12 protein-coding genes are annotated in these 15,712 nt (G+C 58.5%); 9 read left to right on the plus strand and 3 right to left on the minus strand.

The window, feature by feature from the left end; genetic code table 11:
- The first annotated feature begins 165 nt into the window (after positions 1–165).
- From C7378_RS09655 to C7378_RS09680, 6 genes are read left to right on the plus strand one after another with little or no spacing between them, the layout of a single operon-like run.
- Complete coding sequence (locus C7378_RS09655) at positions 166–360, plus strand: hypothetical protein (protein WP_131995287.1); 195 nt, start codon at positions 166–168, stop codon at positions 358–360.
- Positions 357–2,954: a cbb3-type cytochrome c oxidase subunit I gene (locus C7378_RS09660; protein WP_131995289.1), complete on the plus strand. Its 2,598-nt coding sequence runs from the start codon at positions 357–359 to the stop codon at positions 2,952–2,954. The genes C7378_RS09655 and C7378_RS09660 overlap by 4 nt, the downstream gene beginning before the upstream one ends.
- The gene (locus tag C7378_RS09665) at positions 2,951–3,169 is read left to right on the plus strand and encodes a hypothetical protein (protein WP_131995292.1); all 219 of its coding nucleotides are present in this window, start codon (positions 2,951–2,953) and stop codon (positions 3,167–3,169) included. Before C7378_RS09660 ends, C7378_RS09665 begins: the two co-directional genes overlap by 4 nt.
- Positions 3,159–3,866 carry a hypothetical protein gene (locus C7378_RS09670; RefSeq protein ID WP_131995295.1) on the plus strand — a complete coding sequence of 236 codons (708 nt, stop codon included), beginning with the start codon at positions 3,159–3,161 and terminating at the stop codon, positions 3,864–3,866. Before C7378_RS09665 ends, C7378_RS09670 begins: the two co-directional genes overlap by 11 nt.
- A gap of 30 nt (positions 3,867–3,896) precedes the next feature.
- Positions 3,897–4,856, plus strand: a complete 960-nt coding sequence (locus C7378_RS09675) for a substrate-binding domain-containing protein (protein ID WP_131995298.1) — start codon at positions 3,897–3,899, stop codon at positions 4,854–4,856.
- A 9-nt stretch (positions 4,857–4,865) separates the two neighbouring features.
- A complete protein-coding gene (locus C7378_RS09680) occupies positions 4,866–5,669 on the plus strand; it encodes a c-type cytochrome (protein ID WP_165876729.1) in 804 nt (267 codons plus the stop codon).
- On the opposite strand, the gene C7378_RS09685 is transcribed toward C7378_RS09680, so the two are convergent.
- The 3 genes from C7378_RS09685 to C7378_RS09695 all read right to left on the minus strand — a co-directional run bounded on the left by C7378_RS09685 (position 5,666) and on the right by C7378_RS09695 (position 12,608).
- Positions 5,666–7,540 (minus strand): tetratricopeptide repeat protein, encoded by a 1,875-nt coding sequence (locus tag C7378_RS09685; RefSeq protein WP_165876730.1) that lies wholly within the window; start codon positions 7,538–7,540, stop codon positions 5,666–5,668. The genes C7378_RS09680 and C7378_RS09685 overlap by 4 nt on opposite strands.
- A 154-nt stretch (positions 7,541–7,694) precedes the next feature.
- Positions 7,695–11,408, minus strand: coding sequence for an outer membrane beta-barrel protein (locus C7378_RS09690; RefSeq protein WP_243648165.1), 3,714 nt, complete (start codon positions 11,406–11,408; stop codon positions 7,695–7,697).
- 327 nt (positions 11,409–11,735) lie between these two features.
- Positions 11,736–12,608 carry a hypothetical protein gene (locus tag C7378_RS09695; protein ID WP_131995307.1) on the minus strand — a complete coding sequence of 291 codons (873 nt, stop codon included), beginning with the start codon at positions 12,606–12,608 and terminating at the stop codon, positions 11,736–11,738.
- Between the two features lie 36 nt (positions 12,609–12,644).
- Between C7378_RS09695 and cyaY the strand changes: the two genes are divergently transcribed.
- The 3 genes from cyaY (at position 12,645) to C7378_RS09710 (ending at position 15,691) form a co-directional block, all read left to right on the plus strand.
- Positions 12,645–12,980 (plus strand): iron donor protein CyaY, encoded by a 336-nt coding sequence (cyaY, locus tag C7378_RS09700; RefSeq protein WP_131995310.1) that lies wholly within the window; start codon positions 12,645–12,647, stop codon positions 12,978–12,980.
- A gap of 66 nt (positions 12,981–13,046) precedes the next feature.
- Complete coding sequence (locus tag C7378_RS09705) at positions 13,047–13,820, plus strand: glycosyltransferase family 2 protein (protein ID WP_131995313.1); 774 nt, start codon at positions 13,047–13,049, stop codon at positions 13,818–13,820.
- 47 nt (positions 13,821–13,867) lie between these two features.
- Positions 13,868–15,691, plus strand: coding sequence for a mechanosensitive ion channel domain-containing protein (locus tag C7378_RS09710; RefSeq protein ID WP_131995316.1), 1,824 nt, complete (start codon positions 13,868–13,870; stop codon positions 15,689–15,691).
- Positions 15,692–15,712 lie beyond the last annotated feature (21 nt).

Consider the following 15,712-nt stretch of genomic DNA (forward strand, 5'->3'; position numbering starts at 1 on the left):
CTGCTGGCTCCGGTCATTCGGACTTCTTATACGCCATTAGGCTTTCTAGTTGGACAGCGCTTCGTCGTGCGTGGAAGATCATGTGTGTAGTGAAGAGACGCGGGGACGGCTGGGAGCACTCCTCGCGCCCCGACAACGCCCGCACGGAGAGGAAGCGCAGCCCAGATGTCTCATTCTGCCGATAGACCGTTGTCAAACAAGCAGAGGGCATTTGTGACGCTGCTGCTGCTGCTCGGTACGCTGATCTCCTACGTGGTCATTCGCTTCATGAATCCTGACAATGCCTTCCCTCAGGAACAGGACCAGACATATACCTCGGCCCCGCACGATCACTCCATCCAGCCGAGCGCGCGCCCATGATTGCAACCGAAGTGCAGGCACGTGTTCCGGTCGCGAGCAAGCTGGTTCGGGCGCACACCTACGCGGCCTTTGTCGGGCTGCTGCTTTCCGCGCTGTTTGGCCTGGCGGTCTCGGTCAAGTTTCACGTCCCTGAGTTTCTGACGAACCATGCAGCCCTGACGTGGGGCAGGCTTCGCTATGACCACACGCAAGGCATTCTCTACGCGTGGCTGGGCAATGCATTCATCGCCTTCATCTATTTCGCGGTGCCCTATCTGACGCGGCGCCCGGTCACAAGCGAACGGCTCGGCTGGGTCATGTTCTTCGTCTATAACTTTGTGGCAGTGCTGGGCGGCTGGTCGCTGGTCCTGGCCGGGGTGCTGCAGCCGTTAGAGTGGGCGGAGTTCCCCCTGATCGTCGCCGCGGTCATCGAGCTGTGCCTGGCGCTGATGATCGTGCAGTTCTGCATACCATTTCTCAAGTGCGGCGCATCGGAGCTCTACGTCTCAGGCTGGTATCTGCTCGGCGGTCTCACGTTCACCTTCCTTGCCTATCCGCTCGGCAATATCGTGCCGCATGAGCTGCCGGGCGCTATGGGAGCAGCCTTCAGCGGATTGTGGATTCACGATGCGGTCGGCGTCTTCATCACGCCTCTGGCCGTTGCGGTCGAGTACTTTGTGATCACGGCGGTCACGCGCAAGCCAATCTACAGCCACTTCTACTCGATGGTGGGCTTCTGGCTGCTGTTTCTGGTGTATCCGCTTAACGGCATTCACCATTACATTTACTCTTCGCTGCCGATGGCTGCGCAGCGTGTTTCTGAAGCTGCTTCGATCTATCAGGGCATTGATGTAATCCTCGTCGTCACGAATCTGCTGCTTTCGATCGGCCTCGCAACAGAAGGCTCCGTCCTGCGCGACGTGCCAATGCGCTTTGTGTGGACCAGCATTGTGCTCTACCTCATCGTCAGCATCCAGGGCTCGGTGCAGGCCGTAATGACGTTTAACAGCTTCATCCACTTCACCGACTGGGTCATCGGCCATTCCCATCTGGCGATGATCGGGTTTGCCTCATTCGCAGCAATGGGCGGCCTGGGACACATATGGCAGCAGATGCCGGGAGTGCGGCATAGCCGGCGCGCAATGGCGTGGTCCTACTGGCTGCTGGTGATCGGACTCGGCCTGATGGTGCTCGACCTGACAGCCGCAGGGCTGGTGCAGGCGACGCTGTGGCAGCGGCACATCCCGTGGATCGATTCTGTACGCGCTTCCCGGCCTTACTGGATCTTCCGCACCATCGATGGCGTGGTGCTGCTGGCAGGCTTTGTAGTGTTCGGACTCAGCTTCGTGACAGGGCCGCGCAACTCCGAAGGATTTCTGGGTCTCACCCTCGATACGAAGGATGAGCTGCCCCGCGATCACAAGGCGCAATACTGGTTCACAACGGCGTATGCGGCGACTTTCGGCGCGGGCGTAGTGTTCTTCTTTCTCTCGTTCCTCGCGCTGGGAGTCTATCCTGCATTTCGCCTTCGCGAGTCGATCCACAAGACCACGCCAGTGGGAGCGCAACTCACTCTCACTGCCGCCGAGCAGCATGGCGGCCATCTCTACGCGGTGGATGGCTGCGCCTACTGCCACTCCATGCAGGTGCGCTTCACCCCGGCCGATGTGTGGCGCTTCGGCACGCCGACGCAGGCGTGGGAGACGCAGCAGCAGTATCCCCAGATGTGGGGCACCCGGCGCATAGGCCCGGATCTCGCACGGGAGGCAGGCAAAAGACCGGTCGACTGGCAACTGGTGCATCTCTACGATCCGCGCTACATCGTGCCCGATTCGGTGATGCCTTCCTACCCATGGCTCTTCAACGGTGCGCCCGACCGGCCCACGCAGGATGCACGGGACCTTGTTGCCTTCCTGAACACGCTGGGCAGGGCGCAGGCAGCGCTGACTCCTCCACTGCCGAGGGCGACCTATCTGCTACCCGTAGCGGCGTCAGCCAATGACACCGAAGAGGGGCGGCAGGTATTTGTAGCCAACTGCGCAGGATGCCACGGAGAAAAGGCCGATGGCCGTTCCATTGGAGGACAGAGCCTGCGGCCAGTCGCGTTTAACCTTGCGGAATTCAAACTCTCCGACGATCTTATCTGGCGAGTGCTCCAGACCGGCGTGCCGGGCTCGTCCATGCCCTCGTGGAATGATCTGCCGAGCTCGGACTTCCGCGCTGTAGCGGACTATGTGGCGATGGTCGCACAGGCCGGCGAACTTACGCCGGATCAGCGCTATGCCTCCGATGAAGTGCTGATGGAGTCGGGCAGGAGGATCTTTGAGACGCACTGCACCCGCTGCCACGGCGAGGAAGCTGCCGGAGATGGGCCGGACGGGCTGGAGATGCTTCCCCGCCCTGCGAATTTCCACGAGATGATGCCCTCCTATCAAGCGGCAGCAGAGATCCTCCGCGACGGCGTGCCCGGCAGCGGTATGCCGGCGTGGCCGCTGCTGACGCCGGCCGAGGTGCAGGCGGTCACTTTCTACATTCGTTCCTTTTATTCGGCCCACCCGGACGGCACGGCGCAACCTGCTGCATCTGCCTCTATGAAGATGGAGGGGATGAAATGACCGCCTACATTCTGGGTGCAGCTACGCTCATTCTGCTGGTGCTTATCCTGTGGCGTCGATCTTCGCCTGAGTTCAGGCGCAGGAGTGAGCAGCCCAAGTTTCAGATCCTGGCCAACCTCGGATTGGGATCGCGCTCCTCGTCCCGGACGAAACAGCCACCCGAAGACACTCAACCTATAACCAGGAGAGAACATGATGAAAAGCGTGAGTCGTAGAACCTTTGTCACCACCGCAGCAGCCGGCATCTCCGCCCTCGGAACACTCGGTGCGATGACGCCCGGCGCAGACGCGCAGCTCGTCTACACCACATCGGACTGGAAGGTTTCCGATTTCGACAAGGTCGTCAAGGCTCCAGCGCGAGTGAAACAGGTGTATGACGTCATTCCGATCGGCGAGGGCAAGTTTCTGAATAACATCAAGAATTCGCTGAACGGCCTGCACTTCGGATTCGGAGTTCCAGTGGACCAGATCAAGATAGTGGCAGCGCTCCACGGGCCGACGAACATGCTCAACTATGACGACTACATCTGGAACAAATACAAGATCGGTGCATGGTTAAAAGTGACCGATCCCGCCACCGGCGAGCCTGCCGTCAAGAATCCCTTCTACGCCAGCAAAGCCGGACCGGAGCTGCACTACTCCTCCCAGGACCCTGACAGTCACGATTCGATTTATCAGGACACGAGCATCCAGGCACTGCAGCACCGCGGCGTAAAGTTTTTGAGCTGCCACACTGCAACCGAAGAACAGGCACGCGCACTGGTCAAGCACAACAACCTCACCGAGCAGCCCGAGCAGATCGTCAAGGATATGCTGGCGCACACGATTCCCGATGTATTGGTCGTTGCCTCAATGGTCGCGGCGATAGCGCTGCTGCAGGCTGAAGGCCGGTACACCTACATCACCGTTTAAGCCGCATCGCACGCGGGAAGGAAAGAAAGAATGAAGTTGAAAAAGCTGTTGATCCCCCTGCTTGGAGCTACTCTCATGAGCCCACTTTATTCGCAGAACAAGCTCCAGGCCACCCCGCCCTGGAGCAAGGGCGCGAACAATCCGGCCGCCAGCAAAGGGTATGAGTTTCAAGTACCGGATGTAGACAACGTCCCAGATCTACACGGTAATCCAGCGGATGCGAGGCTGGTGCTCTTCATCGGCGGCAACCAGTTCTTCGTGCTTCCGCAGCTGGTAGAGGGCTTTGTAAAGCTCCATCCGGAACTCGCGGGCCACATCTATTACGAGACGCTGCCTCCGGGTATTCTTCGCAGGCAGATTGCTGCGAACGACACGCTCACGCTGGGCAACCTAACTCTACAGGTGAGGCCCGACGTCTACGAAGCAGGAGCGCGAGTGCTCCACGCGATGGAGCAGCAGAAGCAGGTCAGGAATGTGACCGAGTACGCAACCAACACGCTCGAGATCATGGTTCCGGCCGATAATCCCAAACACATTACCTCGCTCAATGATCTGGCGCGGCCTGATCTGAGGCTATCGATGCCGAATCCGCAGTGGGAGGGCGTTGCCAACCAGATTGCTGCTGCTCTTCGCAAAGCGGGAGGCGATGCGCTCTATCAGCAGGTCTACCAGGCGAAGGTGGAAAGCGGGAGCACGGTGCTTACCGAGATTCACCATCGTCAAACGCCGATGCGAATTATGCAGGGCAAAGCGGATGCAGGCGTCACCTGGGCCTCTGAGGTGCAATTTCAGAAAAAGATCGGCAACCCTATCACCGGCGTCGAGATTCCCGACAGCCAGAACAGCACTGCAATCTACGCGGGGGGAGTAATGGTCGACGCGCCCCACCCGCAGGCCGCCGAGCAATGGCTGGCATACCTGAAAACTCCCGAGGCGCAGGGGATCTACCACCAGTTCGGCTTCAGATCGATCGAAGCCGGGACGAAGTAAATGGAGCGCATGATGCAGTCTGGCAACTACAGAAGAGTGAGCGTCTGCACTACGTTGTTGGTGCTGCTCGGAGTAGTTGCAGGCTGTTCCGGCCCGCAGCCTGAAACGCTGCCGCCACCCAGCGGCAACCAGTCACACTATCAGGCAATGGAGATGCCCTCAGGAAGCGCGGGGCAACAGATACGACTTGGCAAACTCATCTTCGATGAGACGCCGAAGTATGCGAGCGCCTATGTCGGCAATCGACTCTCCTGCAGCGATTGCCATGTCCAGAGCGGAACGGCAGCCTATGCTGCACCCATGATCGACATGGCGAACATCTTCCCCATGTACAACAAGCGCGCGGGACGCGTGATCTCAATGCAGGAGCGCTTCCAGGAGTGCTTCGTGCGCAGCGAAAACGGACGCCCGCTGCCGATGGACAGCCGGGAGATGAAGGCGCTCACCGCCTACGTTGACTGGCTTTCGCGGAATGGAGTCAAGGGCAAGCCTTACAAAGGCCGCGGCTTCGTCAAGGTATCGGAACTAACTGGCGATCCGGTAAAAGGAAAAACTGTCTACGCAACCCAGTGCGCCGGCTGCCATGGAGTGGATGGTGCAGGCGTTCCTCCGGTGCTGCCGCCTGTGTGGGGGCCGGGGTCCTACAACGATGGTGCGGGCATGAATAATCCGCAGAAGACAGCCGCCTTCCTGCTCCACAACATGCCGCAGAACCATCCGGGTACACTGACAGCGCAAGACGCTTTTGACGTTGCGGCATTCCTGCACACAATGCCTCGGCCCAGGTTTAACCCGGCGTATAAGAGCTACTAAGGATTCTGCTTCTTTAGCTTGACGAGATCATTTTTCGCCTGCTCATCCGACGGATTGAGTTTCGCAGCCATCGTGAGCTCTTCCACGGCTTTCGGCTGATCCTTTTTGAGTAGGTAGGCTTCACCCAATGCACGATGGATATCGGCGACAGAGGGATCTTTCTTTTCGAGCTGAAGCAATCTCGCAATCCCTTCGTCCACTTTTCCCGTCTTCACGAGCGAAGCGGCGTACACATAAGCCAGCTGCGCCACGCCATCGGCCTGCGGGTCGATCTGCTGCAGAGTCGCAACCGTCTGGGCGTAATCGCCTGCCATAAACTGGCTGACTCCCAGAGCGGATCGGATGCCTTTGTCCGCAGGATGAGCGACAAGATAACGCGTGAGTGGACCGACCGCCTCGGCATATTGTCCGGCAGAGAACGCTGCGCGGCCCCAGTTGTAGTCGAGTCCTTCAAGCGAGGGGCTCCACTCGGCGGCACGCTTGAAGTCGGTAAGCGCACCAGCATAATCCTTCTCACTCGCTGCGATAGCTCCAAGGTTGTTATAGCTGTCTGCAACGGCTGGTGTGAGCTGCTTCTCGTATGCATCCACCTTCTGCGCGGCTGCTGCATCTTCACTGTCTGCAGGAGCAGCAGGCCGCATCTGCGCTGGTCCATTTCCCCCGGCTGCCTGATCCGGTTTCGAGAGATACTCCGAGAGCCGGTTCTGGTCGCGCGAGAGCCCCTGCTGGGTGAGCGCCTTCGCCGCCTGCATCTCCGTATGCGCCTCATCTGGGTGACCCGACTGCATCAGCAGCCGCCCCAGGAGGAAGTGGGCCTTCTGCACCTGGTAGCGATTGCGTGAAGGGTCCGTGGTATATCGTATGGCCGAACGAAGAGCTGGCTCTGCATCTACCGGGCGATTCATATCGGTATAGAGCTGGCCAAGGTAGAGATACGCATCAGGATTGTGCGGGTTGAGTGCGATGGCGCGCTTCAGATACGTTTCTGCTTCGCCGTACTTATGCTGCTTCTCTGCCACATGTCCGAGCGCGGCATAGGTCAGATAATCATTCGGCGAAACAGTCAGCTCCTGCTTCAACTCGGCGACAGCATCTTCCACCTTGTTATCTTCCGGGCTGGAAAGATAGGCAGCCGCAAGGGAATAGTGCGCGCCGGGCAGCCTTGGATTCTCGGCGATGGCCTGCTTGAATTCAGCAACAGCGTTCGCCTGAAAATCTGACTGGCCATAGGCCTGACCGAACTCCATGTGAAGTGCAGCGGTATCCCCGAACGAGGCCTGCATCTCGGAAAAGACTTTAGCGGCGCACTTCTGGTCTTCAAGATCCAGGCAGGCGACAGCCAGGGTATATCCGTTTTCGAAATCGGGATTGAGCGCCACTGCGGACTCGAGTTGCTCCCTTGCTTCCTGGTCTTTGTTCATCTTCAGCAAGGTGCGGCCGAGGATGAGATGAGCTTTGGCGACGGCCTTGTTGTCGTTCGCGTAATCGTGGAGAACGCCCTCGGACAAGGACTTGGCGCGGGCATAATCGCCGTAAGAGAGCGCAGCCTGGGCATACTCGATGCGAAGCGCAGGCGAATTGGGCGCCAGCCTCAAAGCCTCATCGAAGAGCGGCGCAGCCTTGTTGTAGTCGTCCAGCCGTGCTCGTCCGAGGGCAAGCTCAAAGAGAGCATCGGCAATGAAGAGGCGGTACTGACGGGCGGCCTGCGCCATGTTGCCGGCCTGCTGGTAGTGCTGAGCTGCATCGTAATGCTTCTGCAACACGGACTGCGCTGCATCCACCGGGCGGTTGAGCTGCTGCGCTTCAACAAAAAGCGGGCCAGCGGCAAGGGCGGCGAGAACGACTGCGGAGATTCGTACGGATGGCTTCATTCGGTAGCTTCTGCGGAACTGAGGGGCTAAGTCGAAGCATATCTGCTCCGGATTAGAAAAAGAAACCGGGTGTGCGGGCTGAGATGCTGCCATGCACACCCGGTTTTGAAGATGCGGGAAGTCTGGATAGGAGACTTCCCGCTGCCGAGCGGAACTAGAACAGGTATTTGATCGCCAGTTCAAGCACGCGCTGGTTGGGATTACCCGACTTGGTGTCGAGGACGCCGAACTGGTTCGGATCGCCCTTCGGGTACTGACTTGCACTCGGCGTGAAGGCATTGGAGCCGTAGACCGTGTTGTAGTGCAAGGTCAGCTGGCTGCCGCCGCTGTACTGCGGCAGCGGGTGATTGATGAAGTTGAAGGCCGAGAGGCGGAACTGCACTGCCTGATCGCCGACAACATGGAAGGACTTGTAGAGCGCCATATCGCTGTCGAAGTACGAAGCGCTGGTGTAGGAGTAGTTTCTCGGACCATAGGTGCCAATCGGTGGCGGGGTGAAGCAGGAGTACTTGATCCGCTGATTGGAGCCTGTTCCTGAGCCGGGGTTGCATGTTACGAGCGGCTGAATCGTGATTGGCTCGTTCGTACCATAGTAGGTTGCCTGGCTGAGTCCGGTGCCTACTCCGGCAGGGCGATTGCCGGTGTACTGCAGAGTCATGCCAAAGTTCGCGTTGTTCAGCGCCTGGATGTTTCCGCCGGCCTGCCAGGTGGTGATGTTGGAGATCGTCCAGCCATTGGCTGCGCCGCGAACGAGCTTCATATCACCGTGGTAGACGTTCAGGAAGGTGTAGGAACCGGAAAGGTTGACAACATGGGCGCGGCTATAGGGGCTGACGCCATAGTTATCGCGGATGTTGAACGGGTTTTCGTTCAGCGAGGTTGAGAGCGTCTTCGACCAGGTATAGTTCGCATCGAAGTTCGCGACCGTGCCTCTCTTGACCCAGCTGATCTGCAGGCCGTTGTAGTTGGAATAACCCGCTGTGCTGAGAACGTCGACGGTATTGTCGCCGTACTCCAGACCATAGGGGCGGTAATCAGCTGTCTTGTTGCCGGAGGAAGTTACATTCTCCGGATTGGCGGCAGTGACACCGGTGATCGGATCCGGCTTGAAGAATGCTCCAACCGGGATCTTATTGACGTTTGTATATTCCGGGAAACCGCCGCCGGAGAGGGCCTCGCCACCCACGGGCAGGTTTTCGCTGTCGTTGCCAACGTAGGCCACTTCAAGCAGTGTCTGCCAGGGCAGCTGCTGCGAGATCGTCATGTTCCACGAGGTGGTCATCGGAATCTGGAAGTTGGTTGCATCCAGGGCATTGACTGCGCCATTGCAGCATGTCTTCTGCACGGCAGTTGGAGCGGTGATCTGGCTCAACTGATTGAGGAAGACACTGGAGCTTCCCGGCAGGCTGTAACCGAGAATTCCCTGTGCGGTGGTCAGAGCACCGGTGTAGTCGTTGTACTGGTCAGAGAAGCGGTAGATGCCCCAGCCGCCGCGAACCATGGTCCTGCCGGTACCAAATACGTCGTAAGAGATACCGAAGCGGGGATCGAGATATGCGAAGCGGTCAGGCATACCGCTGTTGGGAATTCCAGGGTCGTTGCCGTGGTAGTAGATGCCGGGGTTGAGCTTGCCAGCCGCGAAGTCGGAAGTGACCCGATCCGGAAGGAAGACAGCCATACCGTTCTTGTTGCGGTCATACCAGTGGCCCTGGTGATCGATACGAACACCAAGTTCAACCGTGAGGTGATTGCTGGCTTTCCAGAGATCGTCTACATAACCGGCGAAGATCTGGTAGGCCATATTGCTTACAGGTGAGGAGTTCTGTTCCGAGTAGCTCGTCGAGAGACCCATCACGAAGTTGGCGGTGGGGTTGTTCGGCGAACCGACGCTCTGGCCGGTGATGATGTTGGGCGTGAGCGTTCCACCGAAGCTGAAGCTGTTGAAGCTGCCATTCTTGGAAGTGCCGGCACCCTGAATATTGCCGACGTTTTCAGTAAACGCACCAATCTTGATGGTGTGAGCGCCCCAGACCTTGGTCAGGTTATCAGCGAAGGCGGGCATTTCCTTACGTACCAGGTAGGTGCCGTTGCCATTCTCGAAGATATCCTGCTGTGAGAAGTCAGGGAAGGTTTCAAAACCACCCGTGTTATACGACGGGATCAGCTTCGAACCGGCGTTGAACACCGTGCCGTAGTTTGGGTAACCGAGGGTCGAGCGATACGCGCCTGCCGGATCGGAAGGACCAACCGGGAAGTTGCCAAAGCCCCAGCTGGCAATCAGCTCGTTGGTAAGCGTCGGAGTGAAGGTGTGGATGAAGTGACCGGAGATCGCCTTCGTATATGAAGTGCTATAGAGGCCGCCCCCGGGGTAGGGAATAGAATTGCCCGGCGTCCAGTAGATATGTGCGCCGTTGCCCTGGGATAGCTGCTTGTCATAGCCCTGCTGGTAGGAAACGTAGAACTTGGTCTGATCGCTGAGGTTGTAATCGACACGTGCACGATAGATCCAGCCATCGTGAATACCGGGGATGATCTGGAAGTAGTTGAAATTACCGGGCGTGGTTGCCGGGTTGGCATTTGCTGTCGGCCAGAAGGCGGACAGAGCCTTTGAGCCTGGATCGATAAACTGCGCTGGAATGATGCCGGCAGGGCGATTTCCCTGGCCGACCACACTGCCGTCGGGCAGCACGGTACCGGTCAAATCATTACAACCGTTCGTCTGGGTTGAGTTGATGTTTCCTGCGCCAAGGCAGAACGCCGAGTTGGCGGAGGTTGGGGTGAAATTACCCGCCATCATATCCGGGGTGGGAATAAACGAGGACAGCGAGTTGGAGTTGCCGGTGTTCTGGAGGAAGCGCTCGTAGCCGAACCAGAAGAGCAGCTTGTCCTTCGTCTTCGGAACCGGGCCTCCGATGTTGCCGCCCGGATAGTAGTAATGAGCCGAGCCCTTGGCGATGCCCTGGTGATTGCTGACCCAGTCATTCGCGTTTAAGACATCGTTGCGGGCATAGAAGTAGCCCTCGCCATGATACTTCGTCGATCCCGACTTGCTGATAGAGCTGATAACTACCGGGCCGTAAGGAGCATCTGCCCCGAAGTTCGAGGTCTGGACACTGACTTCCTGCGTCATGTCGGGGTTCATAACCGCAATCGAGTTGCAATTGCAGCCTGGATCGTCAACATCGACACCGTCAGCGAGCTGGCTGGTGCCACCGCGGTTAGGAGCGCCATTGGCAACGAGTCCGTTGCCCACTGCGCTGCCCGCCGCACCCACCTGCGTAAAGTTGAACGCAGGGCCGTTGCTAAGTCCGTTCGGGCTGGTCGTAACACCCGGCAGAACCTTTAGGAGTTCCGAAAGATCGCGGCTTCCGAGAGCGAGGTTTTCAATGTCCTTCGAGTCGAGGATGGCTGCGCGCTGGCCACTGTCGAGGGGCACGATCTGCGTGTTCTCCTGAACAGTAACCGTCTCGCTTGCGCTGCCTATGTCGAGCGTCGAGGGGGTAAGCCTGCGGATATCACCGGCGTCCAGGGTGATGCCGCCCTGCTGGAAGCCTTTAAAGCCCTTGGCCGTGATGTTGATGGTGTAGGTGCCTGGCAAAATGGCCGGCAGAGTGAATGTACCCGTATCGTTGCTGACGGTGGAGCGGCGCTCGTGAGTTGCATTGTTTTCGAGCACGACATTCGCATTCGGAATGACGCTTCCGGACGAGTCCACGACTGAACCGGAAAGAACCGCGGATGTTTGTGCTTGGATTGCGGGCGTCCAGAAGAGCAGTGCGGCGAGGGCGAAAAACGCCATCGCATACCAGCTCCGTTTGGCAACGATGGACGATTCGCCATGGTTGCGTGTGGAAAGCGGCCAATTCAAGACAGAATTCTGCCGCCGTTTCCTTGTACCTGCCATACAGCCTCCTCAAAAGTGCTCAACCACGCGCTGAACTTCTTCATCCAGCTATTTAGAAACAATCCTTGCCCGTTGCAGCCTGCCACGGGTCGCATGTGCAGCAAATTGATTTTCTAGGACAGCTAAATCGTTTCAACGCGAAAAGATAGATATCGTACCGGCATGACAACTGTCAACCTTTTTTAAATTGCTGCAGAAAAAACAGGGGAATGCCGGTCTCCGGATGGAGGAAGTTGTCTTTTTCAGAGCTAAACGGTTTTACAAGGTTCTAATTTTTAAGAGGAGGAGGTATTACTTATGTACTGGGCTTCCCCCTTGGGCGAAGCAGGCTGAGCCGGAGGTAAGGGCCTGATCGAGGATCTGGCGGGTGCGTTCCAGACTGATGTCCGTGGGCACAGGCAGGAAACCGGACCGCTCCTCGCGCTGTTGCTTGCTTACCGTTTTGAAGAGGATAACCCTGCCGTCGACCTGGATGTTGACCAGGGATGTCTTCCAGTGGGTTTCAGTGACCTTTTCGCGGCGCACCTCAAACGTGCCGCCTTTCTCAATGTGTCCCAGGATGCCGTAGCCGAAGTCGATCCGGTCAACCAGCTTCCCATTGATATCGATCAGCCGCTTATAGCGGCGATCGACCAGCACGGTGCCGGCGAGGCCGTGGTAGACGCGGGCTTCCCATGTCTGCGGGACAAAGGCCGGATTAGGACGGAAACTTATCCTGATCGCCGGCTCATCGGATGCGCCTTCGTAGTCATAGAGAAAAGCATCCGGCATGAGCTTCATCAGGCGTTGCAGGCGCTGCTCGTCATCCCGGTGCTGCGCGCGGTTGTGAGCGAGCGCCGAGGGACTGCCAAAGAGCTTATCGAGGCGGGCGTTCTCCTGCGCAAGCTGTTCCCCGGCGAGGGTAACGCCATTTCTGCTGAGAATGCGATAGAGTGGGCCGTTACCCGTTTCGACCTGGCAGGCGACGATGGTCTGCTCCGGAGTCGTCCTGACGACCCGGTAGCTCCAGAAGCTGTCATGCTCGCGATCCTGCAGCTCGTTATAGACCATCTCCTTGACCAGTTGCTGCGCTGAGACAGGCGGTGCGGCCAAAATGGGAAGGGGCGACGCCAGCAGGAGGATGACAAGGAGAAGGAGCGGGGACAGGAACCGGTAAATTCGCATGCTAACTATGTCGATGCTAATTGCTACACTGAAAACATGTTGGATGAGACAGAATTCCGCAAACATGCAGATGATTCCATCGAAGCGCTGAAGCGCAGCCTCATCAAGGCTGAGGAGAATGGACTCTTTGAGGCCGAGGAAAATGGCGGAGTGCTCAACATCGTCTTTGAGGCTCCCCCGGCAAAATATGTCATCACGCCCAACGCTGCAGCTCGGCAGATCTGGATTTCCGCACTCTCAACCAGCTTCAAGCTGGATTGGGTGGATAGCGCATCGGACTTCGTGCTGCTCAAGGATGGCACAGCGCTCAAGCCGCTGGTGGCGCGCCTGATCAATCAGTATTTCGGCACAAACTCCGTCACCCTCGATTAGACAATGCGGGGCCACGGCGCGACGAGGACTGGCAGGCAGGCTATGGAACGCTCAGGACACTAGCGGATGCGTAAGACGCTGTCAGTCGCCATCATCACTCGGAATGAAGAGGCAAACCTTGCCCGCACGCTGAGGAGCGTTTCCTGGGCCGATGAAGTGGTGCTGGCAGACTCAGGCTCCACGGACGCCACGCTTGCAATTGCCCGCGATCATAACGCAACGATCTATGAGGAGGCATGGCGTGGCTTTGGCGTGCAGAAGAACTTCGCGCTTGCCCAGTGCTCCGGTGACTGGCTGCTCTCTCTCGATGCCGATGAAGAGGTAAGCCCTGAGCTGCAGCGTGAGATCCAGGCGCTCCTGTCAGAAGAACCGGAGTACAAGGCTTATTCCCTGCCGCGCAGAAACCTGTTTCTTGGCCGCTGGATGCGCCATGGCGGCTACTATCCTGACCGGAAGCTGCGCCTCTTCGAGCGCGGCGCAGCGCGGTTTGAAGAGCGAGTCGTGCATGAGACGGTGAGCTATTCCGGGCCGTGCGGTCAGTTGAAGGGCGACCTGATTCACCACGCCTATCCTGACCTCGAAGGCTATCTCGAACACATGAATCGCTACAGCACGCTGGGAGCGGGTGCTGCCCACATCCGAGGCTCCAGTGGTCAAGGCCTCCTTTCGTTTCTGGGGAATACCGTACTCAACCCGGCGGCTACCTTTATCTATAACTACGGCCTCAGGCTGGGATTCCTCGACGGGCGGGAGGGCCTCCTGCTTCATCTCTACCACTCCACCTATGTGAGCTGGAAATACGCGAAGGCGTGGCAGCTAGGCAACAGCAAGCGTGATTGAGCCATCCGGCATGCAGTCATGATGCTACTCTCGATACGAGTTTCCCCATGAATGTCACTCCCTTTCAACTCAGCCGGCGGATAGCGGTGGTCCTCCTGCTGCTCCTGCTCTCGCTGCTTTTTGCCGGCGTCGTCATGACGCGCGGCGGCGACCCGGAACTGGCCTATAACGCGCCTCCGTCGCTGCCCAATACGACCGGGCTTGTGGATCAGACGCCACTGCAGACGGCGCGCATCCTGGCTGCCCAGGCCGCAACGCCTCAGGAGCGTGAGTATGCTGAGCAGGCCCTGCGCCTTGCCGATCATGAAGTGGATCAGGCTTTTGACGCCGCGCTGCGCGAAGCAGCTGAGGATACGCCGAAGCTGAGCGGAGAAGCACTCGCCATTTCCCAGCATATTGTTACTCTCAGCGCGCGTATCGCCGACGATCAGCAGCGCATCGCCGGGCTGCAGAAATCCGCCTCTACGCCCAGCGCCCGGATGACGCCGAAGCAGCAGGTCCTGGCGCAGGACAATGTGCAGCAACTGGCGATTGACCAGGCGCAACTCGCTCTCGATCAGGACCAGCTCGACGATTTGAAGCAGGATCTCATTCGCGCTGGAGGAGACCCTCATGCGCGCATCGAGCAGGCGCTGGCCGAGCATGAAGCGGTAGAAAAGAAGGCTGCCGCTATCCCGCTGAATACCGCGACAGCCCAGCTCGAATCGCCGGAAAGCCTGGTAACGATGGCCGGCAAGATACGCGCATTGAGCTCGTTGCGCAGCCGCAGCCGTCAACTGATCGCCGCCCGCAGCGCAGCTCTCGCCTATCTCTCGGAACTGACAGCACAGCGCGACTTGCTGGACAGGGAAATCGATGCGCTCAGCGAGCAGAACAGCGCAGGCGAAACTCCTGATCGGCTGAATCGTTTACACCAGATGGCGCAAAGCCGGAAGGCAATTGCGGCGCTCGATCGCCGCGGCCACGATCTGCAGCAGCTTGCCGCGAACTATGACAACTGGGAGGATCTGGTTCGGCTGCAGCAACGGACGGTGCTCCAACGCATTTTCCGCGTCAGCATGTTCATTGTTGTCATCATCCTCATCGTCCTCCTTTTCGATGGCTTTGTCCTGGGGCTACTTGAGCGTCATATCGCCGACCGCCGACGGCGCAACCATCTGCGTGTGCTGTCGCGGTTGGGGCTCCAGGTTGTTGCCTTGCTTCTCATTCTCATCGTTCTGTTTGGCCCTCCGCACCAGCTGTCGACCATCCTCGGGCTGCTCACCGCCGGGCTCGCCGTGGTCATGAAGGATTTCATTGTTGCTTTTCTTGGATGGTTTGTTCTGATGGGCAGAAACGGCATGCGGGTTGGTGACTGGGTTGAGATCAACGGAGTCACCGGCGAGGTGGTGGAGATCACACTGATGCGCACCGTACTGCTCGAGACAGGCAACTGGACCGATTCGAGCCACCTGACCGGCCGGCGAGTTGCCTTCATGAATGGCTATGCGATCGAGGGGCGCTTCTTCAACTTTTCAACCGCAGGCCAATGGCTGTGGGATGAGCTGCATATTACGGTTCCTGCCGGACTCGACTCCCAGCAGAAGATCAGCGAGATTCTGCGCTCTGTCGAAGAAGCAACCAGGGAGAACGCGCGCCTCGCAGAAGCGGAGTGGCAGCATGCTGCGCACAGCTACAGCGTCACCAACCATGTCTCCGCCGCGCCCAGCCTCGATGTGCGTCCCGCAGGCGACGGACTGGAAGCAGTTGTGCGCTACATTACACGCGCGCAGGAGCGTATCGAAACCCGTACGCGACTCTACCAGCGCGTGATCGATGTCCTTCATACGAGTCAACCGCAGAAGCTCGCTCCCAGCGACAGCAATGTCTGAAACAGTCCGCGGCTGAACAGG

Source organism: Acidipila rosea (assembly GCF_004339725.1).
GTDB classification, from domain to species: Bacteria; Acidobacteriota; Terriglobia; order Terriglobales; family Acidobacteriaceae; genus Acidipila; species Acidipila rosea.

What these genes read in the sequence shown, in the direction of transcription:
- C7378_RS09655 (WP_131995287.1), top strand. Translation starts at nt 166, where the DNA reads ATGTCTCATTCTGCCGATAGACCGTTGTCAAACAAGCAGAGGGCATTT.
- C7378_RS09660 (WP_131995289.1), top strand. Translation starts at nt 357, where the DNA reads ATGATTGCAACCGAAGTGCAGGCACGTGTTCCGGTCGCGAGCAAGCTG.
- C7378_RS09665 (WP_131995292.1), top strand. Translation starts at nt 2,951, where the DNA reads ATGACCGCCTACATTCTGGGTGCAGCTACGCTCATTCTGCTGGTGCTT.
- C7378_RS09675 (WP_131995298.1), top strand. Translation starts at nt 3,897, where the DNA reads ATGAAGTTGAAAAAGCTGTTGATCCCCCTGCTTGGAGCTACTCTCATG.
- C7378_RS09680 (WP_165876729.1), top strand. Translation starts at nt 4,866, where the DNA reads ATGATGCAGTCTGGCAACTACAGAAGAGTGAGCGTCTGCACTACGTTG.
- C7378_RS09685 (WP_165876730.1), bottom strand. Translation starts at nt 7,540, where the DNA reads ATGAAGCCATCCGTACGAATCTCCGCAGTCGTTCTCGCCGCCCTTGCC.
- C7378_RS09695 (WP_131995307.1), bottom strand. Translation starts at nt 12,608, where the DNA reads ATGCGAATTTACCGGTTCCTGTCCCCGCTCCTTCTCCTTGTCATCCTC.
- cyaY (WP_131995310.1), top strand. Translation starts at nt 12,645, where the DNA reads ATGTTGGATGAGACAGAATTCCGCAAACATGCAGATGATTCCATCGAA.
- C7378_RS09705 (WP_131995313.1), top strand. Translation starts at nt 13,047, where the DNA reads ATGCGTAAGACGCTGTCAGTCGCCATCATCACTCGGAATGAAGAGGCA.
- C7378_RS09710 (WP_131995316.1), top strand. Translation starts at nt 13,868, where the DNA reads ATGAATGTCACTCCCTTTCAACTCAGCCGGCGGATAGCGGTGGTCCTC.